This is a genomic window from Bacteroides sp. ET225, from assembly GCF_024733745.1.
GTDB classification, from domain to species: domain Bacteria; phylum Bacteroidota; class Bacteroidia; order Bacteroidales; family Bacteroidaceae; genus Phocaeicola; species Phocaeicola excrementipullorum.
Window position 1 is genome coordinate 1 of sequence record NZ_JANRHN010000016.1, and the last position, 25,903, is coordinate 25,903.

The following is a 25,903-nucleotide window of genomic DNA, read 5'->3' on the forward strand; positions in this document are numbered from 1 at the left end:
ACGACAGGCTCTAAAAGTCGTTTGGCGTATGATCTTTTAGCGTTCTGTCCGTTTTTTCATGTTCTGGCTTGTTTGCCTTAGTCGATGAACCGTTTCGTGAGTTGTCCGAACTCATCGATGCGGCGGTCGCGGAGGAACGGCCACCAGCGGCGTACGTTTTCGCAGCGTTCCATATCGATTTCAACCACCATATTCTCTTCTTTCAAGTTGTCTGCCTGGGCTATAATTTCGCCTTGCGGACCGGCAACGAAACTGTTTCCCCAAAACTGGATTCCGTTTGTCATGCCTGAAGGGTCCGGCTCATGTCCTACGCGGTTTACGGCAATCACAGGAAGTCCGTTGGCGACAGCATGTCCGCGCTGTACGGTGACCCATGCCCCTAACTGGCGCATTTTCTCTTCTTGTGTATCTGTGCTTTCCCAACCGATGGCTGTGGGATAAATCAGCAGTTCGGCTCCTTTAAGCGCCATCAGGCGTGCGCCTTCCGGATACCATTGGTCCCAGCACACCTGTACGCCGAGTTTCCCGACGGATGTTTCGATGGGCTCGAATCCCAGATCGCCCGGTGTGAAATAGAATTTCTCATAATAGGCCGGATCGTCAGGTATGTGCATTTTCCGGTATTTCCCGGCTATGCTTCCGTCTTTGTCGAATACGACTGCTGTGTTGTGATAGAGTCCCGGTGCGCGGCGTTCGAAAAGTGACGTTACCAGGACGATTCTGTAGGCTGCGGCTATTTCGCTGTAGAAGCCGGTGGAAGGTCCGGGTATAGGTTCTGCAAGATCGAACATCCCGGTGTCTTCTGTCTGGCAGAAGTAGGGAGTGTTATGGAGTTCTTGAAGGATGACGAGTTGCGCTCCAGCCTGTGCTACAGCCGCAATGTTATGATGCAGCTTTTCAAGGTTCAGTTTGATGTCGCTGGTGCATGATTGCTGGACTATGCCAACGCGGATGGTTCTTTTCATATGTTCAATTTGCTTTTATAATGAAATAACGGATTCTGGATATTGCATTGTCACGCAATGGAGCGAGCCATGCTGGCGGATCAGTGCGCGGCAGTCTATGCCGACAATCTCTCTTCCGGGGAATGTTTCAGCCAGCACTTTAGCTGCTTTCGTGTCATTTTCCGGCTGGTTGTATGTGGGATAGAGTACGGCTTCGTTCATGACCAGAAAGTTGGCATAGGTTGCCGGAAGCCGTTGTCCCTCGTCATCATAAATGGCGTCGGGCATAGGCAGGGGGAGCAGATGAAAAGGATCGCCGTCCAGCGTGCGGAATGTTTTGAGTTGGTTCTCCATTGACAGCAGTGCGCCATAGTGCTCGTCGTTCCTGTCTGTACACTGTACGTAAGCGATGGTGTGGTCAGGGCAGAGCCTTGCCAGCGTATCGATATGGCTGTCTGTATCATCCCCGGCCAGATAGCCGTAGTCAAGCCAAAGCACCTGCCTCAGGTTGAATTTCTCAATAAGATACCGTTCGATGTCTGCGCGTGTCATGGTATCATTGCGGTTAGGGGCAAGCAGACAAGTGGACGTGGTGAGGAGGGTTCCTTCACCGTCGCTTTCTATCGATCCGCCTTCGAGTACGAAATTCCGGCAGTTGGTGTAGTCGCCGTTCAGTATGCCGCTTCCGGAAAGGTGACGGTTGATCAGATTGTCTTTGTTGGCTGCAAATTTCATACCCCATCCGTTGAAGCAGAAGTCAAGCAGCAGCGGGTCTGCATGTCTGTCTATGAGCGTGATGAATGCGTGGTCGCGTGCCCATGTATCGTTGGTAGGGCATTGTACGAAGCGTATCTGCTGTCTGAATGGGAAGTCTTTCAGTTTCTCCGGAAAGTTGGGCGCTACCACCAGCAGCGGTTGCCGGGACGCTATTTCGCGGGCTATGTTCAGAAAACATTCTTCTACTTCATCAAGCATATATGCCCAGTCGGTTTCGTTATGCGGCCAAGTGAGCTGTATGTAACTTTGCTTATGCCATTCAGCGGGTAAATAATAAGTTTTTTCCATGTTTGAATTGCTTTATCTTCATTCTTGTTCTCTTTTCTGTTGCACAGCCGGCTGATTTTGCAGTGCTGCCTTGCGTTCTTCTTCTTCCGCTTGTCTGGTAGTGCGGTTCCGTTTCCGTCGCAGGAACCAGTCAAACAGTTCTCTCCAGTTGGTGAAGTCCTTTTTGTACATCAGGCCGATGCCTTGAGTTGTCAGGGTTGACTTGGTAAAATACCGGTCGTTGGTCTGGTTATATCCTCTCAGGCGGAATTCGCCGTTGGGTGTCAGAAGCCAGATTGCTTCGAAATCTCCTACAAAGTTGGTGTTCTGCAGCGTGTTTTCGCGGTATCCGAAGTTTCCGTTAATTATCAGCCGGTTGTTGAGAAGGCGTCCGGAAAGGATTGCTTCAGCCTCTACGTCGCTCCATCCTTTTTCGCCTGTTGTCAGGTTGGTTCCTACGTTCCAGTTCTGGCTGTTGATCACTTGCGAGAGCATGTTGTTGAGCTGTCCTGACAGGGTGCTGAAAGCCAGCGAGCTTGTTGCGTCTGTCTGGGTGGCATTCTCGGCTGCGATATCGTAGGTGTAGAATTTGCCGACGCTAAGCAGGTAGATGATCTGTGTGTTCATCTGTTCTTCCGTGCTGGTCAGGCTGCGCACCAGTTCCCGGTCTTCTTCACTGACCGTGGGAAGCTCCAGATCAAACTTCAGTTCCGGTGATGTAAGGTTGCCGCTCAGGTTCATCAGGCAGTTGACCCTTACGTTTCCTTTCGATGATGATGCATCGGCTATCAGGTCGTTGAGCGAGGCCGAATTGACCGTGTATACAGCCTGTATGTTGAGGTCGGCGCTCCGCGGATTGCCGCTGAACGTTACTGTTCCTCCCGGCTGGAGTATAAAGTCTTTCCGGATCACGTTTTGGAGGCTCATTTTGTATATTCCCTCAGTTATATTATAGGTGCCGAAAATCTGGAAATTTCCTTTGTTGTAGAAATTGATTCTCAGGTTCCCGGTGCCGTGTGCCGATATGTTGTCGCCGGCTGCGGGATCCATGATGATTTTCATGCTTGCCTGCTCGGTCGGTTCTATTTGCAGATTGATGTGGACGTCCGTCTGGTCCTCGTTGTCTTCATCCTTGTCCTGTGAATTCAGGTAATGATAGATCTCAGCGTTTACATCAAGCTGCTGCCGGCGTGGAGTATGGTCTACAAATGTTATGAAGCTGCTGTTTGTCGCTTCTGCCGCAGCCTTCAGTATGTATGAGAAACTTGTCTGAGCGTCGGCGCGCACCGTCCCGTCCACGTTTAGCTGGTTGTCCCCTCCTTGTATGCTGACATTGCCTGTGGCGTAGATATGCCCGTAGAAGGGAAACTCCGGAGAGCCTGCCTTTGTATCGTAGACAAGCATGTTGTCGGTGCTGAAGGAGAACCGGTAGTGCATGTCTTTCATTTTGGTATGCGTAAGGATGCCATTAGCAAGCCCGGTATGTCCTTTGCTGTCTTTCAGCCTGACATTTTTAAAGCGGAAAATTCCGGAGGAGATATGGACAGAATCAGTTTCTGCTTCGAACCGGGTGTTGAGAATGTTGACTTTCATTCCCATGCGCGCTTTTGCACTGCCTTCGAGGTCGAGCTGGGCGAACGGTCCGAACAGCCGGACGTTTCCGTACGCTTCTCCGTTCACGTCGCTGAATATCTTTCTGACAAAAGGCTGGAGAAAAGACAGCGGTGTACCTCCGGCACGGATGTGCAGGTCGAGCCCCTTTTGTTTGGGCGATATGTATCCGTCGACGAATGTCGAGCAGTTTGCATCGCGCCTGATGTCGGCTGTCAGTCTGATTCCCCCAAGTTCCTTGTCCCAGGATCCCTTGATGGCAGCCTGTCCCAGTAACGCTTCGTTGAGGGAGAAGTTGTCGGCATTCAGCCGTGCCTGAATGTCCGGGTCAGTCATGAGGTTGCGCAGGCAGATTCTGCCGCTTACATTTCCGTTGAAGCTGACTGAACGGAACTGTATGATGTCCATGAGATAGTTCAGCCGGATATTTTTCATGTCAACAAGGCATGAATCAACGTTGTTTTTGCCGATTCTTCCGTTTGCGCTTATATATTGGTTGCCGTGCTCGAAGAGAAAATGCCGGATTTCGATGCTGTCTTTTTTGATGCTGAGGTTTGTCGGATGCATTTTCCAGACAGTATCATTCAGAATGACGTTGCTTGGGTGTATGTCGATATTTGTTTCCAGCTCGTTTGTGGAGGGGTTTCTGAGGAATGCGGTTACCGCCTCGATTTTTCCGCTGAATGTCTGGCGGGTGTTGTTTCCCCAGAACAGTGTGGTGCTCAGCTTGTCATTCCGGGCTTGCGTTTGCAGGGAGATGTTGAACATCGCCCCCTTTTTCATCAGCAGGCTGGCGCGTAACTGGCATTGCAGCCTGTCGGTGTCGCCGTTGCACAGCAATGTTCCCGATTCGTAATATTTTCCCTGATAAGTGAACTGAGGCAGGTAGCCGTTTATTCTGATGTTATGCAGGCTGTCGTTGAGCTGTCCTGAAAAAGTGGCGGGCATCTGCAGTTCGAAAGGTATCTGCAGGGCCTTGTTGAAGAAATCGCTGTTGTCGACAGACAGCCGGAACCTGAAGTTGTTGTTAGTTTCAGCATCCTTTTCTTTCTGCGACATCAATGAGGGGATATGCTGCGATATGATTTTGCGGATGCTTGTCAGGACGGTGCGGTAGGAATAGTTTCCCAGCACCTCGCCATGCAGGAAAGGCGATTCGATCCGGACGCTTTTTTCTGTGTTGCCCGAAGGTCCTGCCAATACCTGCAAGTATGGCATGAAATAGCTTTTTTCGCTGTCTTCCGGACTGTTTATGTTGAGGCTGTCCAGCGTTATTTTTCCTTGCATGTCGTCGATTGAATGCCCGCTGAAGTCTGCTGTAAGATTGAGAGAAACATTTGTATCTTCGTATTTTTCAGTCAGGCGCAGTTTGTTCGGACGCAAATTCCGCATTACAGCCTTCAGGTTGAAATCCGGAGTCTGTTGGCCGGTGACGAAGCTTCCGTTGATCTCGATGTTGCCGTTGGGGTCATTCAGCGAAACGTGTCCGTTAAATCCTCCCGGCTTAAGATTGCCGTCAAGAAGAATTTCCTTGTAGACATATTTGTTATATTCGAGCGAGGTGACGGTTCCTTTAATGTAAGATTCAGGAAGCTTGTTGCGGTATTTGAAGTCCTGAAGTTCAAGATTAAACGAAGCGTTGCCCAGTTTGTCTTCTTTCCCGAGCAACAGTCCCAGTCCGAAGTCATCAGCCGACACTTTTCCGGAATAAGTCTTCAGTCCGCTCACTGTGTCGGTAAACATGGTTATGTTGGCGTTTATGTCGCCCGGGTCTGTCTGGAACAGTCCGTGTGCGGTCAGTTGGGTCGGATAGCCTGACAGGTCGCCTTTGAAGTAAACATATCCCAGCCGTTTCAGGATGGGCGGGACCTGCGTTCCGCTTCCTTTGAAGTTCTTGACCAGCCATTCGATTCCCGTTTCGGTGAGCGAAGCCTTTTTCACGTTTCCGAAAAAGTAAGGACGGAGCGGGGCTGTGTTTCCGTCAGCCATTCCGGTTGCGCTGAGTTCCAGCCCTCCGTTTGCCCCGTTCAGTGAAAAGTAGGGGATGTTTATCTGCTTCCCTTTTCCATGGAAGCGCAGGTTCATGCTCACAGAGTCTGTGAAGTTAGAAAGAACCGGAGCGAAGGCTGACAGGTCGGCCGGAGTGACACAGGCCCGTATCCGGCCACCGTATTTCAGGTTGTCGGAAACCGCGGCCGGTTTGTTGAGGTCTTGTCCGCTGATAGCCAGCGTGTCGATGGAAACAGCCGAGCGGGGGAGTCCCATGAACAAGTCGTTCAGGCAGATTTCCCGTTGGTTGGCCGTAACTTTGAAGCGGAAGCGTTTGAGCTGGAAGCCGCTTTGTTCGCTGAAGCTCATGCGGCGCAGCTGGAGGTTGAGCGAGTCGCTTTGAAAGGCTTTCAGGGATATCGTTGCTGAAAGATTGTTTATGGCTATATGTCCGGCATTGAACACGCCCTTTGTTTCGGGCACGGATTTGATGTCGTAGCTGAACTGTCCGCGTCGTATCAGAACAGAATTGATGCGGAGGTCTATGGGTCGTCTGGCCTGTGTCTTGTTTTCAGGCGTCAGTGCCTCAATGATGAACTGGCAGTTGAGGGGAGCTTCCGGGTTGTCCCTTGTCAGACTGACATTGAGTCCGAAAAGCTGGGCGCTGCTGATACGTATCTTTTGGTGGAAAAGAAAAGACAGGTCGACTTTTGCAGACAGGCGTGAGATGTGGAACATTTTCTCTCCGTTCCGGCCGTCAATCCGAACATTCTGTATGATGATTCGGTTGAGAAATCCTAAATCAATGTTGCCTACCTGTACGTTGGTCTGGAAGAAACCGGAAAGCTCTTTTGAAACCAAGGCCGACAGGCGCTGCTGCACTCTCGGCGTACCGACAAGAGCTATCAGTCCGAAATAGCACACCAGTATGAAAATAATGGTGAAGCGGATGGTTTCTTTTATACGTGCGGCTCGGCTCATTTTCCTTGATTTAGCTGACAAAATTACAAATAACGTTTGAATAACTCTCTTAGGGGAACGGGTTATTAGTAATTTTTTACGTCTTGGCTCCAGAAGGTATGATTCCGTTCCGGTTTGCTGAAACGGTATTCCGGTTTCATTAGCCGCAGCGCATCGCTGAAGGAACGCTTGAACGCCAGACACGTTCCTTCAGTTTCAATCGGCGGCAGGAAATAATCATCGCCCAATCCGTTTCTTTATGAGGCTGCGTTGGGTCATTCGTATCCCGGATTCTGTTTCATCGTTTCGTTCATCTCGAGTATTTTTTCGGGAATGGGGAATACGGTGGTAAATCCGCTCGCTTCATTCTCCAGTTGGGGGCGGAAGCTGTAGGACCGAGTGAAAGTGCCGAAACGGATCATGTCTTGGCGGCGCCAGCCCTCCCATGCGAGTTCCAGCTGCCTTTCTGCCAGCAGATTTTCAAGTGTGGCCGTCCGTGGAGCGGCACCTACCCGGCCGCGCACCTCGTTCAGTTCTGCATCGCCGTTTTCTCCGTTTCGCACCTTTGCTTCGCTTAGCATCAGCAGCACGTCGGCATAGCGGAACAGAACGATGTCGTTGTTGATCAGTTTCCCGTCTTTCAGTGCGTTCTTGTCCACCTCGTATTTTTTCATCCGTGCTCCGGCGGTTTGTTCGTATGCACTTCCTGAAAGGTCGATACCGACCTGCCAAGGCTCGTAGACCAAAGGCGTTTGTCCGTCGTCCAGCAAGACGGGATTCCCGTCCAGGTCTTTTACAGGACCGGCGAAATAGCAGAAATCAAAGCGCGGATCGGTGTCGGGAGTGTCATATCCGAATGTTTCCAGGGCTTCGGGAGTAGCGCTCGAACCGTTCTCTCCGCTTAGTCCATACGCTTTGGCATGGTTGTAGTGCCGCGAACGGAACAGATAGATGAACTGGTTGGTGTAGAGCGTCTTGTCCATCGGTATGACAAAAATGTTTTCCTGCGACGATTCGTTGAAGATGGCAAAGTTGAGTGTATAGTCCGGTTCCAGCGTGTATCCGGCGGCAGCGATCTGCCGGCAGTAGTACTCTGCGGTTTCCCAGGCGTTCAGACGGCTGCCTTCTACGTCGAAGAACAGCTGTTTGCCGTCTGGCCTGTCAGCGTCTGTCCACAGGTCGTCTGCATACACTTCGGCATTCAAAGCCAGCTTTGCCAGCAGGAAATGTGCCGTCGGCTGTGTCATTCTTCCGTAATAGACGCCCGGCTGGTTGCTGCGCTCCTTGCTCAATAGGGGAACAGCCTCTTGCAGTTCGTTGAAAATGAAGCGGAACGTCTGGCTCCGGTTCTGCTGCCTGATGTCGCTTACGTGCACGTCAGAGGTTAGGAGCAGAGGAATGTTGCCGAACAAGTCCATCGTGTAATAGTAGAACATGGCTCTCAGTGCCTGCACTTCTGCCGTGTAGATGCGTGTGTCTTCGTTCGGATGCTTCTGGGCGTACGACTGGATTGCTTCCAGCGATTTGTTGCACAGGATGATGGCCCTGTAGAGATACTCCCACGTGTCGTGTATCGCATCGTTGTTCACTCCCCACCGGTGCAGGTAGAGTCCTTGCCAGAATCCTCCGTCATACCAGTCGGCTCCTCTTGTCGGCATGATGGCTTCGTCGGTGGTAAAGGTGTTCAGGTCGTATACGCCTCGCCCGGTTCCTTGCAGTCCTTGGCTGTCGCTGTATCCGCCGATGTGGTTGTAGAGCGACAGCACTCCGTTCTGAAACAATTGCTGCAGCGTTTCGTAGGCCGTGCTTTCGTCAAGGCTGTCGCGTGGATCTTCTTCCAGGAATTTGCTGCATGAAGTAGCTCCAGGCAGGAGAAAGAGCAGCAAAAAGATAAAGGCATATTGTGTTTTCATAACGTTCCGGATTAAAAGTTGAGGTTAAGGCTGACGGTATACGTGCGCGAAAGCGGATAGGTGCGCTTGTCGTCCACTCCCAGCGTGTTGTTTGCCAGACTGGAATTTATCAGTGGGGTAAGTCCCGAATAACTGCTGATGGTTCCCAGATTGTTGATGGTGCCTGCCAGACGCAGCCCTTTCAGAAAGCGGGTATGCTTTAAGGGGACAGTCCATCCGACGGTAAGGTAATCGAAATTGACGTAATTGCCGTTCTCCAGCCAGTAGTCGGTGGCCGTCTGGTCCTTTATCATCTGCCCGGGTGCATCTTCCAGCACGTTGTAGTCGGGCAGGCTGTTCATGTTCATGTACGAGAGGGATGTTCCGTTGTATATCTTATGTCCGAAAGCTCCGTTTATCTGCAAAGAGATGTCCACGTTCTTGTAGCGGAAGCTGATGTTTGAGCCCAGCAGCGTTTTCGGGATGGCTTGTCCGGCTATATAGCGGTCTTCTCCGTCTTCCAGGTTTACCCCTCCTCCGTTCAGGTCGGCTATCTGATAGGTGTATCCCCCTTGTCCGTCCGAAACGAGCCCTTCGCAGTGAGGCAGGTAAAAGACTCCCAGAGGCTGTCCCACGATTTGGTATACGATGTTGTTGTATCCTCCGTGCGTGCCTGCTCCGTTCAGTCCGGCTATGGCCGTATATTCGGAAGCCGACACATATTCTCCGTTGTACATTCCGCTCAGCGAGAGAAGCTTGTTCTGCTGGAAGGTGATGTTGGCATTGATGTTCAGCTCCATGTCTTTTGTCTTCAGCGGAGTGATGCCTATGGATATTTCCGTTCCGCTGTTTCGCATGGAGCCCAGGTTTGCCAGCAGGGTGTTGTAGGCAAAGGGCGGCACGCTGACATTGTATGAATAAAGCATGTCCGTGGTCTTCGAGTTGTAGTAGTTGACCGAAAGCAGAAGCCGGTTGCCGTACAGCCCCAGGTCGAATCCGGCATTGAATGTGCGCTTCACTTCCCATTTCAGGTCGGGATTGACGTTCCGGAGGCTTTCGTATGTGACGAGAGGCGTGTTGCCGACGGGCGTTATCCCGTTGGGGCGTACCAGAGCCATGGTGGTATATGAGTCGATGCCGGCCTGGTTGCCTGCAAGTCCGTATCCCATGCGGATTTTCAGGTTGTCTATATAGCGGAAACGTTTCATGAAGGCTTCTTCCGAGATGTTCCACGCAACGGACGCAGAAGGAAAGAATCCCCATTTGTGGTTTGTCCCGAATTTGGACGAAGCGTCTGTGCGTGCGTTTAAGGTCAGGACATAGCGGTTGCCGAACGTGTAGTTGACGCGTCCCAGAAACGAAACCAGGTGCGGGTCTTCGTAATATGATCCGGTGCCTTCCCACGGGCGGAGCGCTCCGCCCTGCAGGTTGTTGAACCCGTTTTCGTCGGAAGAAAAGTTGGTTGCAGTGGTGTAAAACCCTTTATATGTGTCTTTCTCCAGTTCGCCCAAAGCCAACACATCGAAGAAGTGCGATCCCTTGCGCTTGCGGTAGGTCAGCATGAGGTTTCCCAAAAGCGATTCCGATTTGCGGTCGCCCCGGTAAGCCTGTCCGTGTGCCCATACGCTGGTAGGGAGGTATTGCGAGTCTTCGCTGTCGCTGTATGTGTACGAGCCGAACAGTATCAGTTTCAGATCCTTCATCAGATGGAGCGTGAGCCGGGCGTGGGCGCTGAAGTAAGACGTGGCATTCTGGTTGTTCACTTCCATCCATGCCAGCGGGTTGGTGATCTGGCTGGCTGCGGTTATCTGGTCCCATCCTCCGGTTTCGGGATTCTTATGGTTGGGAAAGGTGGGGTTGAACGTTGCTGCCGAATAGAATGTCTTCTGGTAGTCGAAAAGCGTCCGGTCGCGCTTTACGGAGCCGAACAGTCCCAGTTCGCAGTCGATGAGTCCGTCCAGCAGCTTCTGGCTCATGTTCATGTTTGAGGTGAACAGCTTCATGCTTTCGTTCTGTATGACCCCTTCGCGGTTCTGGAAGCCCAGCGAAACGCGGTAGTTTGAAGCCTCTCCTCCTCCGTAGAAAGCTATGTTGTGGTTCTGCTGCAGGCCTGTCTGTTCGATTTCTTTCTGGAAATCCGTGTCATAGCCTTTGTCAAGGAAGTGCAGGCCGTTCTCGGCAGCCACCTTCCGGTATGCTGCGCCCGAAAGCATGTCCAGGTGACGGTAAACGTGGGCTATTCCGAAACTGCCGCTGTAATTTACGCGCGTTTTTCCGGCCGTTCCTTTCTTGGTGACGATGTTGATGACGCCCGAAGCTCCTCGTGATCCGTACTGTGCCGTTTCGGAAGCGTCTTTCAGGATGGTGAAGCTTTCGATGTCGGCAGGGTAGATGGATGTCAGCATGGTCAGATCGCCCAACACGCCGTCAACGATGATGAGCGGATCGTTTCCGCTTGTCAGCGAAGTGGTTCCCCGCATCCGCACGGACTCCAGGGCCGCCATGCCGTTGCTGCTTTTCAGAATGGTCAGCCCTGCCACGCGTCCTTGGATGGCTTCCAGGGGATTGGTGATCTGTTCTTTGTTCATCTGCTGTTCGGTGATGCGTTCTACCGAACCCGAAAGGTTGATCAGGCTGCCTTGGGCATACCCGATGTTCAATACAGAATCGCGTACAGATTCTGTATGCTGTTCTTTTTCCTGTGCCGCCAGCGTTTGCGGGCACAATGAAGAAAAGACGATGCAAGCTGTCAGAAGGTGTTTTTCTTTTTTCATATCATTTCTAAGGTGCGCGGTTTTTGCGAAAATAAACAATATTTTTGACAAATCCTAATCATTGGCGGGGCAGATGAGGCTGCATTGTCCTGTTTGCGGCAGGCGGATTGGGAGATTTTTATGTATCCGCAAGCCGGCCGAAGCCTTTGGAATGTTTGTCTTCAGTCTGGATATCTGTATGTTTAGTCTGAAGATATATATCTTTAGGCTGGAGATTTGCATCTCTAGGCTGGAGATAAAGATTCTTGCGGGCTGCATTCGTTTTTCTGCGGCCTTCTCGCCGATGCGCCGATTGCTCACCCGGTGTTGCAGAATGCGGACCGTGCCGGGTGGAATGACACCGTTGCGGGGAGATTTAAAGAAATATTTCAGTAATTAGGAGGCGAAAGATGTCTTTCGTTCTTTTTTTTCGTTATTTTTGCAGGCAAAATATTGAAACCATTTTTTGTAATCCAATATGGCAAATTGTATCAAATTGCGTAAAGGCCTGGACATAAACCTGAAAGGAAAGGCTGCGGCAGAGGTAAAGCCAGTGAAGGAACCGGGATTCTATGCACTGTGTCCCGATGATTTTACGGGCGTTTCTCCGAAAGTCGTTGTCAAGGAGCAGGAGTATGTAATGGCCGGAGGACCCTTGTTTATCGACAAGAATCATCCAGAAGTTAAGTTCGTGTCGCCCGTCAGTGGAGTTGTGACAAGTGTAGAGCGCGGGGCGCGACGGAAAGTGATGAGCATTACCGTGGAGGCTGCTGCGGAACAGGATTTTGAAGAGTTCGGCAGGAAAGAAGTTGCGTCGATGGACGCGCAGGCTGTGAAGGAGGCTTTGCTTGAATCGGGTATGTTTGCGTTTGTGCGCCAGCGTCCGTATGACGTGATAGCTGACCCGTCAGTGGCTCCGAGAGCTATTTTCGTTTCGGCTTTCGACAGCAGTCCGCTGGCTCCCGATTTTGAGTTTGTGCTGAAAGGGCAGGAGGCTGATTTTCAGACAGGGCTCAGTGCTTTGGCCAAGATAGCGAAAACGTATTTAGGTGTCAGCGTGCATCAGACTTCTTCTGCGCTGACCGGGGCAAAAGATGTGGCCGTTACGGTTTTTGACGGTCCTCATCCGGCCGGAAATGTTGGCGTGCAGATCAATCACATCGCTCCCGTAAACAAGGGAGAAACCGTTTGGACGGTCGATCCGCAGGCTGTGATATTTATCGGGCGCCTGTTCAATACGGGGCGCGTCGATCTGACGCGCACGGTTGCGCTGACCGGTTCGGAGGTGCTGAGGCCTGCCTACTGCAAGCTGAAGGTAGGTGCTCTGCTGACAAATGTGTTTGCCGGTAACGTGACTCCGGACAGCGAGCTGCGCTATATCAGCGGAAACGTGCTGACGGGAAAACAGATTTCCGCCAATGGTTTTCTGGGCGCATTCCACAGCCAGCTGACCGTGATTCCGGAAGGCAGTGGCGTGCATGAAATGCTGGGATGGATTATGCCCCGTACCGGAGATTTCAGCGTGAGCCATTCTTATTTCAGCTGGCTTTCGGGCAGAAAAAAGGAATATGTGCTCGATGCGCGTGTAAAAGGCGGAGAACGCCACATGATTATGTCAAACGAATATGACCGGGTGTTCCCGATGGACATCCTGCCCGAATATCTGATCAAGGCCATTATAGCCGGCGACATTGACCGGATGGAGGCTCTTGGCATCTATGAAGTGGCTCCGGAGGATTTTGCCCTGTGCGAATTTGTCTGTTCGTCGAAGATGGAACTGCAGCGTATCGTTCGTGAAGGCCTTGACATGCTCCGCAAGGAAATGTGCTAATTTCAAATTAAAACCGTTATAATAGAATGAATGCATTAAGAAATTATCTTGACAAGATAAAGCCGAACTTTGAGGAGGGAGGCAAATATCATGCTTTCCGTTCCGTGTTCGATGGATTCGAAACCTTTCTGTTTGTTCCGAATACGACTTCGAAGACGGGAACTCACATCCATGATGCCATCGACAGCAAGCGGATCATGTCGTTTGTAGTGATTGCGCTCATGCCGGCGCTGCTGTTCGGAATGTACAATGTTGGCTATCAGCATTTCCACGCTGCCGGCATAGAAGGCAGCTTTTGGGAAATGTTTTTCTATGGCTTCCTGGCCGTACTGCCCAAGATCATCGTGTCTTATGTGGTGGGACTGGGAATAGAGTTTGTTGTGGCCCAATGGAAGAAGGAGGAGATTCAGGAAGGATTCCTGGTTTCGGGAATGCTGATTCCGATGATTGTTCCGGTAGACTGTCCGTTGTGGATGCTGGCCATTGCCGTCGCTTTCTCTGTGGTCTTTGCGAAAGAGGTGTTCGGCGGTACGGGAATGAACATTTTCAATCCGGCTCTGGTGACGCGCGCTTTCCTGTTCTTCGCTTATCCGGCAAGCATGTCGGGCGACAGGGTGTGGGTGGCCGGCGAAAGCATTTTCGGGATAGGCGCAACAGTCGACGGGCTGACAACCGCCACTCCGCTGGGAATTGCCAAGACTGCCGCTACGGCTGCCGACTGTCCGGCTTTTTCATGGGATATGGTGACCGGACTGATTCCGGGATCGATCGGCGAAACCAGTGTCATCGCCATAGCCATCGGAGCGGTGATTTTGCTGTGGAGCGGTGTGGCAAGCTGGAAAACCATGCTGTCGGTGTTTGTTGGCGGCGCGCTGACGGGAGCGGTGTTCAATGCGTGGGGACCGGATACGGCCATAGCGCATATGCCCTGGTATGAGCACTTGTGTTTGGGAGGGTTCTGTTTCGGAGCCGTATTCATGGCGACCGACCCGGTTACTTCTTCGCGTACCGAGAACGGCAAGTTTGTGTATGGTTTCCTGATTGGAGCCATGGCAATTATTATCCGCGTGCTCAATCCGGGTTATCCCGAAGGGATGATGATGGCGATTCTGCTGATGAATATCTTTGCTCCGCTCATCGACTATGTGGTGGTGGAGAACAATATCTCACGCCGTGCGAAACGTGCTGTGTCTAACAACTAAAACGGGATACGATGAATACAAACAGTAATTCTTATACGATTGTTTATGCTTCGGTACTTGTGGTTATCGTTGCATTCCTGCTGGCTTTTGTCAATTCTTCACTGCGCGATCTGCAGGGCAAGAATGTGGAGCTTGACACGAAGAACCAGATTCTTTCGGCACTCAATATTCGGGGGGTGAAGGATGTGGAATCGGAATTTGCCAGGATTGTGAAGGAAGATCAGATCGTTGCCGGCGACGGAACGCTGACCCCTTACGAAGGCAAGTTTGTTACCGGTTACGAAAAAGAGTTCAAGGAGAACGGACGTGCCCATATCTTTGTATGTGAGGTGGACGGCCAGAAAAAATATGTGATTCCCGTTTATGGCTCAGGCTTGTGGGGAGCTATCTGGGGATATATAGCCTTGAATGAGGACAAGAATACGGTTTACGGCACTTATTTCTCTCACGCTTCCGAAACTCCGGGACTGGGAGCTGAAATTGCCGGCGAACATTTTCAGGGCGAATTCAAGGACAAGCAGGTAATGGACGGCGAAAACATCGGACTGGGCGTGGTGAAGTTCGGAAAAGTGGAAAGTCCCGAGTATCAGGTGGACGGCATTTCCGGAGGAACGATCACTTCTGTCGGTGTGGATGCCATGCTGAAAAGTTGTTTGGCGCATTACACTAAATTCTTAACTTTAAAAAACGAATGAGGAGGAGATAAACGATGGGAAATCTATTTTCAGCAAAGAACAAAGAGGTCTTTTCTGCTCCGATTAGCATGAACAATCCGGTGACGGTGCAGGTGCTGGGCATCTGTTCGGCACTGGCTGTTACTTCCAAGCTGGAGCCGGCCATTGTGATGGGACTTTCGGTTACCATCATTACGGCGTTTTCCAATGTGGTGATTTCATTGATCCGGAAGACTATACCGAACCGCATCCGCATCATCGTGCAGCTGGTGGTAGTGGCTGCGCTTGTAACCATTGTGAGCGAGCTGCTGAAGGCGTTTGCATACGATGTGAGCGTACAGCTTTCGGTTTATGTAGGTCTGATCATTACCAACTGTATCCTGATGGGACGGCTGGAAGCGTTTGCCATGGCGAACGGTCCGTGGGAGTCCTGTCTTGACGGCCTTGGAAACGGTTTGGGCTACGCCAAGATTCTGGTGATGGTGGCTTTCATACGAGAACTTCTGGGATCGGGAACCCTGTTGGGATATAATATACTGAATTACGATGCAGTGAAAGAGGCAGGTTACGTGAACAACGGACTCATGCTGATGCCGCCGATGGCTTTGATCATCGTGGCATGTATCATCTGGTACCAGCGTGCAAAGCATAAAGAACTGCAAGAAAATGATTAACGTCTAACCGAAAAGAAATTATGGAACATTTTTTTAGTTTATTGGTCCGTTCGATATTTGTGGACAACATGATCTTCGCTTTCTTCCTCGGCATGTGTTCGTATCTGGCTGTATCGAAGAATGTGAAGACCGCTGTCGGTTTGGGCATTGCCGTAACTTTCGTGCTGGTGGTGACCCTTCCGGTAAATTATCTGTTGCAGACTAAAGTGCTGGCGGCCGACGGCATTCTGGGAATCGACCTCAGCTTCTTGAGCTTTATTCTTTTCATTGCGGTCATAGCAGCTATTACGCAGCTTGTGGAGATGGCGGTCGAACGCTTCAGCCCTTCGCTTTATGCGTCGCTGGGTATTTTTCTGCCGCTGATTGCCGTGAACTGTGCCATTATGGGAGCGTCGCTCTTTATGCAGCAGCGCATCAATCTTACTCCTTCCGATCCGAAATATATAGGTGATGTGTGGGATTCCATTTCATATGCCTTAGGTTCGGGGCTGGGATGGATGCTTTCTATCGTGGGGCTGGCTGCCGTTCGCGAGAAAATGGCCTATTCGAATGTGCCCGCTCCGTTGAGAGGTTTGGGCATCACGTTCATAACCGTCGGACTGATGGCGATGGCCTTTATGTGTTTCTCAGGTTTGGACATTTAACGGAAAGGAAGCAAGACTATGGATATGCATTTTATATTGGCAAGCATCGGAGTGTTTCTGGTGACCATTCTGGTGCTGGTTGTGATTCTGTTGGTGGCAAAGAAGTTTCTGGTGACTTCCGGAAAGGTGAAGCTGACCATCAACGGTGACAAAGTGATGGAAGTTGAATCGGGATCTACGCTGCTCAATACGCTGGCGGTAAACGATGTGTTTCTTTCGTCGGCGTGCGGGGGCAAAGGCTCGTGCGGACAGTGCAAGTGCCAGGTGCTTGATGGAGGAGGCGAGATCCTTCCTTCTGAAGTGGGACATTTCAGCCGCAAGCAGCAGAAGGACCACTGGCGTTTGGGCTGCCAGGTGAAAGTGAAGGGCGACATGGCTATCAAGGTTCCCGAGTCTGTCCTGGGTGTCAAGGAGTATGAATGTACGGTAATCTCCAACAAGAATGTGGCCACTTTCATCAAGGAGTTCAAGGTGCAGTTGCCTGCGGGAGCGCACATGGACTTCATCCCCGGATCGTATGCGCAGATCAAGATTCCCGCGTTTACGATGGATTATGACAAGGATATAGACAAGGCGCTGATCGGTGACGAATACTTGCCTGCATGGAAGAAGTTCAACATGTTCTCATTGAAGTGTGTGAATACGGAGCCGACGGTGCGTGCCTATTCTATGGCGAACTATCCGGCAGAGGGAGATGTGTTTATGCTGACAGTGCGTATCGCCACTCCGCCGTTCAAACCGGACCGCAGCGGATTTATGGATGTCAATCCGGGTATCGCTTCGTCTTATATCTTTACCCTGAAGCCGGGTGACAAGGTGCTGATGAGCGGTCCTTACGGAGATTTCCATCCGATATTCGATTCAAAGAAAGAAATGATATGGGTAGGCGGTGGTGCAGGTATGGCTCCGTTGCGTGCGCAGATCATGCACATGACGCGTACATTGGGCACGAAGGATCGTGTGATGCATTATTTCTATGGAGCACGTGCGCTGAACGAGGTGTTCTATCTTCAGGATTTCCTGCAGCTGGAAAAGGATTTTCCGAATTTCCATTTTCATCTTGCGCTTGACCGTCCGGATCCTGCTGCCGATGCGGCTGGTGTAAAATATACGGCGGGATTCGTTCATCAGGTAATGTATGATACTTACTTGAAGAATCATGAGGCGCCTGAGGATATTGAATACTACATGTGCGGTCCCGGACCGATGTCGAATGCAGTAGTTAAGATGCTTGACAGTCTGGGAGTTGATCCAAGTTCAATCATGTATGATAACTTTGGAGGATAAATCTCGGAGCATCATATAAAATGGAGAGAGGTGTGCCATGCGGGGATTCCCGTTTTGGCACACCTTTTTGCTGATTTATGCCCGAAAGCCGATGCGAGGTATCACGGCCGTTTCTATCTGGCGAGGCTTGAATTTGAGAAATGCCGTTTCAACATCTTCTTTTTCAACCGTCCGGCAAGACTCTTTGTCAATTGCTCCGCCCCGGTTCAGCACCCGTGCGGCCATAGCCGGAAGAATGCCGCTATACACATATTGCTCTATCCAGCGGGCATTGCTGAAGCTTTCTGTCTTGTCGGCAACCGCTTCGCTGATGGTTTCGTACAGTTGCCTGCCCGCTTCGCCGGTCAGGATATATTCTTCTTTCCGGAAGAGTTGCAGGGCTATTTCCATCAGCTCGTCTGCCGAATAGTCCTCGAACCGGAGCGTGTGAGGGAACCGTCCGCGGAGTCCGGGGTTGGTTGCCAGCATTTGGTTCATTTCCTTTTCATATCCGGCCAGAACGACTATCATGTCCGGGCTGTTTCTGGACAGGACTGTGAGCAGGCATTCGACAGCCCGGTATCCGAAATCCTTTCGATTGTCTTTGTCTGCTGTCAGTGTGTAGGCTTCATCGATGAAGAGAACATTGCCTTGCGCTTTCCTTAAAATCTCCTGCATGTTGCGTTCTGTTTCGCCGAGAAACTGTCCTACCATCCGGCTTCTTTCCGTCACGATTACGTCGCCTTTCGAAAGGAGTCCCATCGCATGGAAGATTTTTCCGATCATTCTGGCCACTGTCGTTTTTCCTGTTCCCGGGTTGCCCGTGAATATCATGTGGTGGATGCCTTTTTTCCGGACGGCCAGTCCCATTCTGCTTCGGAGATCATCAAACTGCAGTTGGTTGAATGTTGCGTTGAGGAGCTGTTTCACCTCGTGAAGTCCGGTCATCGCATTCAGTCCGCTCATTTCCTGTTCGAATGATGTGTCTTTTCCGTCGGTAAAACCGTCATGTATGTCTTCGGCCTTAATCTTTGAAAGCTTCTGTTTCATGCTTGTTTCCTCCTGGCATTCCATGTCCAGAATGCGTTGCCGGAAGCAGGGAAGAATGGAACCGGTGAAGAACTGTTCCACCTGTTCTGCCCCCCAATTCTTCAGTTTTCCTTTGGCATCCATGCCTGCCAGCAGTTTGGTAAGGCGCAGCTCCGCTTCTTCCGAGAATGAGAACTGCTGCTTTTTCAGCGTGTTCTGGAGAGCATGGGCGATATCGGAAACCGTATAGCTGCATAATCCAACGCTGTTTTTCTCGGGGAAGAGGCCTTTTAGCGTCGGATTGGTTTCGAACACTTGATTGATTTCGGCATCTGTTCCAAGGAAAAACAGCGTGAGCTTCCGCTCTGTCTTCAGTTTCTTTTCCAGTTTTTGAAAGAATCTGTTTTCGTTGGCATTCAGCAGGGCATACAGATTGGAGATGCAGACAACGCCTTCTGTCAGTCCCTCGAACAGTCCGTTGACCGCGGCATAGGGGTCAGCCAGGTTTTTCTGTTCGGTCAGTTCTTCTGCATCCACATAGTTGAAATTTCTGGTTTCGCAGAGAATGAAGGCGAAATCTTTTATTGCGTTCTTTGTTCCTTCAGTTTCTTTTCCGATGAACAGGAAATTCATGTTCCGTCTTATCGGACCCAGATCGCAGTCTTTCCGCATTAAGTTCAGTGCGTTGTCCTGAAAGTATTCCATCGCCTTTCGCTTTATGCTTCCGAATCCGGGGGTACGCCTCAGCTCGCTCCAATAGAACGAGTTTCTTCGGTCGGATTCCATGTATCTCAAGAGTATGTACTCGGATGAGTGTTTCTTGATGCTTTCACTCATCTTTACGGATATCCTTTCATTTTCCAGGCTGAAAGATATTTTATGGAAAGGTTCTCCGTTGTGGCTGAGCAGGCAAGTGTATTGGCCCGGCATCCAGATAAACGGTGAATTGAGGCTGGTGCAGACTTTTCTGCTCTGCGGCATTTCAGGGCTTTGTGAGATGAAAATCCTGTCCATGAGGAAAAATGATTCGTCATAACAGCAGGCTGTGAATTCATCGTATTTCCGCATGGCTCTTGAAAGACTGAATGAAAGACTTATCCGTCCGGAAGTGCCGGCAAGCGGTGTCCGGTCACGATGCAGTCGGATGTTCCGTATGTCGGGATGTGCCAGATGGCGTCCGTCGGGCAGGATGGAGAACGAGAACCTGAGGTTTGTCCCCATGGCTTCAAAGTTGCAGTCGCTTTCCGACGCTTCCAGGTTGTTGAGAAGCAGAAAGTATTCGCCCGGACTCAGGCTGTCGCCCAGTTCGGAGAAATCGAAATAAATGCCGTCTTCGTTCGGGATTTCCTTTCGGACAGCAAGTGCTTTCCGCTTTCCTTTCTTATACAGCCATGCCTGCACTGCTTCATCGTCGCAGCATCCTTCATTTTCTACCTGCGTGACAAACAGAAAAAAGGATATTGCAAACCGGGTGTCGGGGAGGCAGGCCTTGAAGTTCGTTTCCTTGTCCATCAGGTTGTTCCCGTCAAGAATCAGTTCAGCCGACCGGAAGGAGTAGGTGGCGGGCGAAAAGCCTGCAGGGACAATGTAGTCTATATTGTCATACGTGCAGCGTTCGGTTTCTGTTTTGTTGGAGTCTTCTATAAATTTGTCAAATCCGTCAGTCAGTGGTGTTTCATTGTATACATTATCAATCATGGCTTCAAGTTTTTAACGGTGAGATATTTCAATAAGGTGCATAACAAAAAGAGGACATGCAGTCTGCATATCCTTATTAGGATAACATGTCTTCATTTGAAAAATGAGGAAATGCATTTAAGAACATTGGAGTGTTTCGGATCTCCCAAGATTTCTCCGGCCCCGTCTGCTTTGGGCGCACTTAACCTGTTTTGCCGGAGGGGTGTCCATCAAATCAAAGAACACGACAACATTCACTTTCAACCCTAGCAACGTCTTGTTGCCGGCTGGAAATGATTTTCTGTCTGTTTTCTTTGATTTGAAACTTTTGAAGCATGATTGGTCTATTTCATCGTTCTGCCGCAAATATAGAAACAGGTGTTGACATGTACAAGTTTTTTGCCGGATTTCTGTGAAAAAAAATGAGGGCGCAGCTTTTTGAAGCCGCACCCCCGTCAGTCAAGCAAGAAATCTCAGCATCCATGCATTTGCCGGCGGTCTTTCGGCAGAAGGCTTTGGATGCCTGATATTTTAATTCCAATATCCCGGCATGGCATCGTAGTCTGACAAGCCTGTGCACTCACGGAAACATCCCGTATAATTATTGGGCGTTACGAATTCGGTATTATAATTGCTGCGTTCATAGAGGTGTACTTTCGTGCCGCTTCCTATCGTTGTATAAGGTGATTCACCGGACAAAGAAGTGCAACCTTTAAACAGTGAGATAAGAAATCTCAGTTGACGGTTATTGTCAAACAGTGAGGCTGGCAGCGACTGAAGGTTAGAACATCTCTCAAAAGTACTTTCCAGATATTGCAGGTTAGTACAAGCTCTGAACAAATCAGCAGGCAATGTTTTCACTTCTTTACAATCGCTGAAAGCAAAAGACGCATCCCAAAGCTCTGTGAATGAGTCAAACAGGCCGTCAGGTATTTCTCTCAGGCTTGTACAACCCTCGAACACTCCTTTGCCGCCGTTTAAATGATCATCACGGCGACTGCATTTGCCTATGTAATTCACCTGCTTATTATGGGCAAACAGTCCGGACGGAATTGAGGTCAGCGAAGTGCAGTCGCCGAAAGTGCCTTCAAAGCTGGTAACCTTGGTGCAGGCATCGAAAAGTCCCGCAGGGATTGCTTTCAGTCCGGAACAGCTGTGGAACGTTGTTTCGAATGTGGTTACCTCCGGGCAATTGCTGAACAGGTCGGCAGGCAATTCTGTCAGTGAGGTGCAACTGATGAAAGTACGCTGAAAACTCTTTGCTTTCGTGCAGTTCTTGAATAATCCCTTAGGCAGAGAAGCCAGCTTTGAACATCCGCCAAAAGTGAAGTCGAAACTCGTTGCATTGACAGCATAGTCAAAGAAACCTTCGGGGATTTCTGTAATGCTGGTTTCCGTGAAACTTCCTCCGTATGGTTCTACACCAAAGTGTTTCATGTTGCGGAAAGCACCTTGTGTATCCGTTGCCACGTACGAAAGGCTTGTGAAATAACCCAGATCGATTTCTTCCAATCCCGTATATCCCCATTGAAGAATACCTAACAATGTATTTTCCCGTGCAGAAGTAGGAGCAGTACCGAAGGCGCTAAGGCTCATATTGGTCATTTTCCCGCTGAAACGTACTTGAAACTCGGTGGTCGAGGTGACATTGTACTTATGATAAATGTTGCTATGGTATGTTCCGCTGTTCACTGTTTCCACTGTGCCGTCTCCCCAATCCAACGTACCTGTTGTGTAATCGCTGTGAAGAGGTATATATACCGTAAAGTTATTGGCAGGGTTGGCACTGACCAGCAGCACAAGGTCTTGTTCGCTTTCCCCGGCAGCTGTGGAAGCGGTGTATTCGCTGTAATAGTCATCGTCTAACATGTTGCCGAACTCGTCCCGCGGACGGATATAGAGATAATAGGTTGTATTTGCGAAAAGGCCGTCGAAATCCAGTGAAAACGTTGTCTGTCCTTCTGACAAAACAAGTTCTTCATGTTCATGTTGCCAGTTGTCAGAAAGAATGTCTGACGCCTCCGAACTGGAAAGGGGAGTTTCAGAAAGATAATAGCATATTTCTGCGGTGGACTCGGTAGCTGTGAAAGGGAAACTAAGGGTACTGAAGGTAGACTGTACATTGCCGTCCAGCGAGCAGAAGGGCGGCGCTTCCTGTACGATGTTCAGAGAGGCAAGGTTCTTTCCTCCGGAAACGATGTTCAGTGTGGCTTGTCTTGAGCGTACTTCTTCACTGCCTGTTTCATCGTTATATTGCAGATGGTTCTGAAATACGTTCAGCATCACCTCGCATCGTCCGTCGTTTCCCATGTCAGGCGGCGTTATTTCATAGACGTAAACGAACTCTTCTATCTCGTCCGTCGTAATTTCGACCTGCGGAGCAGCCAGGTTGGTGTAGAGAACCACCGATATGGGTTCCAATGGATTGGAGGGTACGTCAAGCTGTGAATCCTCAAAACGCGCGAAGGCGGGGGCGCCGTCAAGTGTAGAACTTTCATTGTCGGATACCCCTATCGACGAGTCATTGTTATCTGACCATTCGTCATCGGGATCATCGGAACAGCCGCTAAAACTTGAGAAGAACAGAAGAGGAAATAATAACAGTAACCAGTTTCGTAACATAAGCTATAAGATTAATGGTAAATTGTATATTAATAAAGAATCAGCGTTTGCGGACCGTGATAATTCCTTTGGCTATGGCGGTCATGAGGAGGTCGACCACGTTGCGCGCCCCCAATTTGTCCAGCAGATGGCGGCGATGCGTGTCGACGGTATTGGTTGATACGCAAAGTTCGCGTGCTATTTCCTGCGTGGTCTTCCCCTCAGACAGCAGTTTCAGCACATCCAACTCTCGTGGAGTCAGCGTGTCGCGCCGTTGCTTGTCGCTGCGTTCCATTTTGGCGCGTGTCCGGCGCACTTGCTCGCAGTAATAGGTCTTTCCCCGCAATATGCGGCGGATGGCTTCCAGCATTTCGCTCGGATAAACGGACTTGAACAGAATACCGTCCACCTGGCGCTGCAGCAGTTCCTTGATGCACCACAGCTCTTCGTGCATGGTGTTCACAATGATGCGTGTGCCGGCATTTTTCTCGCGGATGCAGGCGATGACATCCAGCCCCGACATGTCGGGCAGTTCCAGATCCAGCACGCACAAATGAAAATGTTGGGATGTAATGAGGGAAATGGCTTCTCGGCCGGATGATGCCGTACAGATATGCTTCACATCCGGCAATGAACATTCTATGATGTATTTCAATCCTTGCAATACCAGTTCGTGATCGTCCACCAGTAGCATCCGTATGTCTTTCCCTTCTTCCATCAATTCAGTACTATGTTTAGAACTATGTTGCAAAGAAAAGTTTTTTTAAGATATACGGCATCATCAAAAACCGTGATTTTAGAGGCTTTGTTAGTGGTTTTTCGGTCAAATCATGCCTGTTGTCGGTATGCGGGACCTGTTTTTCCAATGATAGCTTCTGTCGTCGTCTTGAATTCGGCGCGTTCCCGATGCGGAAACTGCCGTTTCATTTTCGGGTTGTTTCGCATGAACAACGGCGGGATTTCCCGCAGAAAAGTCTGTCTTCAGTCTAAAGACGTGCATCTTTAGCTTGAAGATGTATGTCTTCAGGCTGGAGATGTATATCTCTAGCCTGGAGATACAGATTATTCCGCAGGAAATGCCGTTGTTTCATAGGCTGGCAGAACCTTTCCTTTCACAGCCTGCTGTAAAGACAGGGGAGCAGATGCCGGTCTGTTGCCCGTCTGTTGGTTGGGGAATTATAGCTGCATGATCCCGTCCAGTTTTCCGTTGATGAACGAGAGCATCAACATGTGCCCTCTCGACCGGTACTGCCAGTTTTCGTGTACCCCGTCGTACAGATTCATCACGTTTACGTTTCCGGGTTTTCCGAATATTTCGCGCACGGCTTCCTTCGGCATTCCGATGTAAAGCGAATAAGATTCCCCTTTCCATTGTATTTCCGTGTACTGTCTGCTCTCTTCCTCCTGCGTCCGTGTCGTCCGGGTGTTGCGCTCCGGAGGTGTCTGCTGTGTTATTTCTTCGGGAAGGGCTTCCGTTTCTGCAGCTATTTCCGCTGTTGTCACCGGTTTCAGCTGCGGCTTTGCTGCTGTATGCTGAGGTTCGGGTTCCTGTTTCTTTGCACGCTTCTGTGGCTGTGCGGATACCGTTCTCTTTTCGACAGTTCGGGACTGGTGCGTTTTGCTCTCGCCGGCGGTAGTTTCGGGTGCGGACGGTTGTTCCTGCTGCACCACCTGTGCCGTTTCTTTTTCATCTGTCTGGCTTTTTTCGTTCAGCGAAGAGATTCCCCAAAGCGAGGCCAGAAACATTGTGAGGAAGGAGCCCATGACGAGTCCGCATCCGAAGTGAAAAATGGGTTTCATAGCTGCTGTTCATTGGTTTGTCCCGAATTTACGAAATATTTCCGGAATAAACGAATAAAAAGGGAGAAAAGGCACCGGATGGCTTAGAAACTGTTTTGAATTTCTCCAAAAAGTTTTTCTTGGCTTGATGTATTCGTTTTCGTGTGTGCTTTGGGCTATTTTTTGGTCTTTTCCGCTTCTGTTCTTCGTCAGATAGCCCGCTATCTTCCTCATCACACAAACGGAAATGCCTCAAAAACTCATCCCAAATCAGCACACGATAAATTCAAAACAGTTTCTTAATAGAAAGGTCTTTATAAAGCCACTCCGTGCCAGTGACAAATCATGTGATTCATTGTACTATTCCGGTTATTCCTTGTTCAACAATAAAATATGTTCTCACAGCAACTGCCATGGTTCTTTTCCTATTTTGTTTCGTTGTCTGAATCGAAGGTCATGCAGGCAGGGCACACCCCTTTTATCAAGACCTCGCAATCCTCCTGCTTGTAATTGCCATGCAGTTGGTAGCGGTGTACCGGGACATCCTTCAGGCATATTACGGCATGGCAGATTCTGCAATAGAAATGCACGTGCGACTTGTTTTCCCCATCCGTGTTCAGGGCGTACTTTGTAGTTGTATTGTCCACCACGATACGGTGTACAATCCCCATGCCGACAAGCACCTGCATTGTGCGGTAAAAAGTCACACGGTCATAGATTTCGCCCATGTCCTCCTTTATTTCTTCTTCCGTGAGGGGAACCAGCTTCTGTTGCAGAATCGTGATGACGGATATGCGCTGGGCACTTTTTTTCAGTCCCTTTTCTTTCAATATATCGGTTGCGTTCATAATTTGTATTAATTAAGACGGGTGCAAAGATACGTTTTTTGTCCCGTGTGATGAAATTTAACTAAAATAGAATATGAAACATTGTTGCATTTACAAGGGAAGTATTATCTTTGCACGCGAGCTTAGAAGAATGAAAAGGAAAAGAAGAAACAGGATCATCATCGCATGGGTACTCTTGCTAACCCTCATGCCGATAAGCATCGTGAAGGCAACGCACTTTCACGATGGAGCCATGGCTGCAACCTGCCACGCTTCCGCTTCCAGCCATTCGCAAGGCAGCGATGATGGCGGTACGTGCCCGATATGCCATTTCTTCTTGTCGCCTTTTGTGGAAGCACCGGCTATTCTTCTTGTTCCTTTTGCGCAACCGGTCTATATTTTCATTGACTGTCCGTATGCGGATGTCATCCAGAGAAAAGGACCGTCACCCTCGTTGCGTGCGCCTCCCTATATGTTTGTTTAGATAAATCCGTTTACGGTCTTCT

General features: G+C 50.0%; 17 protein-coding genes. 7 read left to right on the plus strand and 10 right to left on the minus strand.

Annotation, left to right across the window (positions count from 1 at the left end; all coding sequences use genetic code 11):
- Nucleotides 1-77: 77 nt before the first annotated feature.
- The 5 genes from NW212_RS08335 to NW212_RS08355 all read right to left on the minus strand — a co-directional run bounded on the left by NW212_RS08335 (nucleotide 78) and on the right by NW212_RS08355 (nucleotide 11,214).
- Complete coding sequence (locus NW212_RS08335) at nucleotides 78-965, minus strand: carbon-nitrogen hydrolase (protein ID WP_258338190.1); 888 nt, start codon at nucleotides 963-965, stop codon at nucleotides 78-80.
- Between the two features lie 15 nt (nucleotides 966-980).
- Nucleotides 981-2,009, minus strand: coding sequence for an agmatine deiminase family protein (locus NW212_RS08340; RefSeq protein ID WP_258338191.1), 1,029 nt, complete (start codon nucleotides 2,007-2,009; stop codon nucleotides 981-983).
- Between the two features lie 18 nt (nucleotides 2,010-2,027).
- Complete coding sequence (locus NW212_RS08345; protein WP_258338192.1) at nucleotides 2,028-6,569, minus strand: translocation/assembly module TamB; 4,542 nt, start codon at nucleotides 6,567-6,569, stop codon at nucleotides 2,028-2,030.
- A 254-nt stretch (nucleotides 6,570-6,823) separates the two neighbouring features.
- Entirely contained in the window at nucleotides 6,824-8,461 is a 1,638-nt protein-coding gene (locus NW212_RS08350; protein ID WP_258338193.1) for a RagB/SusD family nutrient uptake outer membrane protein, read from the minus strand.
- 11 nt (nucleotides 8,462-8,472) lie between these two features.
- Nucleotides 8,473-11,214 (minus strand): SusC/RagA family TonB-linked outer membrane protein, encoded by a 2,742-nt coding sequence (locus NW212_RS08355; protein ID WP_258338194.1) that lies wholly within the window; start codon nucleotides 11,212-11,214, stop codon nucleotides 8,473-8,475.
- A gap of 457 nt (nucleotides 11,215-11,671) precedes the next feature.
- Between NW212_RS08355 and NW212_RS08360 the strand changes: the two genes are divergently transcribed.
- From NW212_RS08360 to nqrF, 6 genes are read left to right on the plus strand one after another with little or no spacing between them, the layout of a single operon-like run.
- On the plus strand, nucleotides 11,672-13,024 hold the full coding sequence (locus NW212_RS08360; RefSeq protein ID WP_258338195.1) for a Na(+)-translocating NADH-quinone reductase subunit A: 1,353 nt from the start codon (nucleotides 11,672-11,674) through the stop codon (nucleotides 13,022-13,024).
- A gap of 26 nt (nucleotides 13,025-13,050) precedes the next feature.
- Complete coding sequence (locus tag NW212_RS08365; RefSeq protein WP_258338196.1) at nucleotides 13,051-14,226, plus strand: NADH:ubiquinone reductase (Na(+)-transporting) subunit B; 1,176 nt, start codon at nucleotides 13,051-13,053, stop codon at nucleotides 14,224-14,226.
- 11 nt (nucleotides 14,227-14,237) lie between these two features.
- On the plus strand, nucleotides 14,238-14,921 hold the full coding sequence (locus tag NW212_RS08370; RefSeq protein WP_258338197.1) for a Na(+)-translocating NADH-quinone reductase subunit C: 684 nt from the start codon (nucleotides 14,238-14,240) through the stop codon (nucleotides 14,919-14,921).
- 14 nt (nucleotides 14,922-14,935) lie between these two features.
- Nucleotides 14,936-15,574, plus strand: a complete 639-nt coding sequence (locus NW212_RS08375) for an NADH:ubiquinone reductase (Na(+)-transporting) subunit D (protein WP_258338198.1) — start codon at nucleotides 14,936-14,938, stop codon at nucleotides 15,572-15,574.
- A 20-nt stretch (nucleotides 15,575-15,594) separates the two neighbouring features.
- A complete protein-coding gene (gene nqrE / locus NW212_RS08380) occupies nucleotides 15,595-16,218 on the plus strand; it encodes an NADH:ubiquinone reductase (Na(+)-transporting) subunit E (RefSeq protein ID WP_258338199.1) in 624 nt (207 codons plus the stop codon).
- Between the two features lie 18 nt (nucleotides 16,219-16,236).
- Nucleotides 16,237-17,505 (plus strand): NADH:ubiquinone reductase (Na(+)-transporting) subunit F, encoded by a 1,269-nt coding sequence (gene nqrF / locus NW212_RS08385; RefSeq protein WP_258338200.1) that lies wholly within the window; start codon nucleotides 16,237-16,239, stop codon nucleotides 17,503-17,505.
- A gap of 75 nt (nucleotides 17,506-17,580) precedes the next feature.
- Here nqrF and NW212_RS08390 read toward each other — a convergent pair whose 3' ends face one another.
- The 5 genes from NW212_RS08390 to NW212_RS08410 form a co-directional block, all read right to left on the minus strand.
- Nucleotides 17,581-20,211 carry an AAA family ATPase gene (locus NW212_RS08390; protein WP_258338201.1) on the minus strand — a complete coding sequence of 877 codons (2,631 nt, stop codon included), beginning with the start codon at nucleotides 20,209-20,211 and terminating at the stop codon, nucleotides 17,581-17,583.
- 510 nt (nucleotides 20,212-20,721) lie between these two features.
- Nucleotides 20,722-22,812, minus strand: a complete 2,091-nt coding sequence (locus tag NW212_RS08395; protein WP_258338202.1) for a leucine-rich repeat domain-containing protein — start codon at nucleotides 22,810-22,812, stop codon at nucleotides 20,722-20,724.
- 40 nt (nucleotides 22,813-22,852) lie between these two features.
- The gene (locus NW212_RS08400; protein WP_258338203.1) at nucleotides 22,853-23,509 is read right to left on the minus strand and encodes a response regulator transcription factor; all 657 of its coding nucleotides are present in this window, start codon (nucleotides 23,507-23,509) and stop codon (nucleotides 22,853-22,855) included.
- A 458-nt stretch (nucleotides 23,510-23,967) separates the two neighbouring features.
- Entirely contained in the window at nucleotides 23,968-24,591 is a 624-nt protein-coding gene (locus tag NW212_RS08405) for a hypothetical protein (protein ID WP_258338204.1), read from the minus strand.
- 404 nt (nucleotides 24,592-24,995) lie between these two features.
- A complete protein-coding gene (locus tag NW212_RS08410; protein ID WP_258338205.1) occupies nucleotides 24,996-25,418 on the minus strand; it encodes a Fur family transcriptional regulator in 423 nt (140 codons plus the stop codon).
- A gap of 130 nt (nucleotides 25,419-25,548) precedes the next feature.
- On the opposite strand from NW212_RS08410, the gene NW212_RS08415 reads away from it, so the two are divergent.
- Nucleotides 25,549-25,881 carry a hypothetical protein gene (locus NW212_RS08415; protein ID WP_258338206.1) on the plus strand — a complete coding sequence of 111 codons (333 nt, stop codon included), beginning with the start codon at nucleotides 25,549-25,551 and terminating at the stop codon, nucleotides 25,879-25,881.
- The last annotated feature ends 22 nt before the right edge of the window (nucleotides 25,882-25,903 follow it).

Coding starts and splice junctions, on each gene's coding strand:
- NW212_RS08355 (WP_258338194.1), bottom strand. CDS start 11,214: ATGAAAAAAGAAAAACACCTTCTGACAGCTTGCATCGTCTTTTCTTCA.
- NW212_RS08415 (WP_258338206.1), top strand. CDS start 25,549: ATGAAAAGGAAAAGAAGAAACAGGATCATCATCGCATGGGTACTCTTG.
- nqrE (WP_258338199.1), top strand. CDS start 15,595: ATGGAACATTTTTTTAGTTTATTGGTCCGTTCGATATTTGTGGACAAC.
- nqrF (WP_258338200.1), top strand. CDS start 16,237: ATGGATATGCATTTTATATTGGCAAGCATCGGAGTGTTTCTGGTGACC.
- NW212_RS08335 (WP_258338190.1), bottom strand. CDS start 965: ATGAAAAGAACCATCCGCGTTGGCATAGTCCAGCAATCATGCACCAGC.
- NW212_RS08345 (WP_258338192.1), bottom strand. CDS start 6,569: ATGAGCCGAGCCGCACGTATAAAAGAAACCATCCGCTTCACCATTATT.
- NW212_RS08365 (WP_258338196.1), top strand. CDS start 13,051: ATGAATGCATTAAGAAATTATCTTGACAAGATAAAGCCGAACTTTGAG.
- NW212_RS08340 (WP_258338191.1), bottom strand. CDS start 2,009: ATGGAAAAAACTTATTATTTACCCGCTGAATGGCATAAGCAAAGTTAC.
- NW212_RS08390 (WP_258338201.1), bottom strand. CDS start 20,211: ATGATTGATAATGTATACAATGAAACACCACTGACTGACGGATTTGAC.
- NW212_RS08400 (WP_258338203.1), bottom strand. CDS start 23,509: ATGGAAGAAGGGAAAGACATACGGATGCTACTGGTGGACGATCACGAA.
- NW212_RS08375 (WP_258338198.1), top strand. CDS start 14,936: ATGGGAAATCTATTTTCAGCAAAGAACAAAGAGGTCTTTTCTGCTCCG.
- NW212_RS08410 (WP_258338205.1), bottom strand. CDS start 25,418: ATGAACGCAACCGATATATTGAAAGAAAAGGGACTGAAAAAAAGTGCC.
- NW212_RS08360 (WP_258338195.1), top strand. CDS start 11,672: ATGGCAAATTGTATCAAATTGCGTAAAGGCCTGGACATAAACCTGAAA.
- NW212_RS08395 (WP_258338202.1), bottom strand. CDS start 22,812: ATGTTACGAAACTGGTTACTGTTATTATTTCCTCTTCTGTTCTTCTCA.
- NW212_RS08405 (WP_258338204.1), bottom strand. CDS start 24,591: ATGAAACCCATTTTTCACTTCGGATGCGGACTCGTCATGGGCTCCTTC.
- NW212_RS08370 (WP_258338197.1), top strand. CDS start 14,238: ATGAATACAAACAGTAATTCTTATACGATTGTTTATGCTTCGGTACTT.
- NW212_RS08350 (WP_258338193.1), bottom strand. CDS start 8,461: ATGAAAACACAATATGCCTTTATCTTTTTGCTGCTCTTTCTCCTGCCT.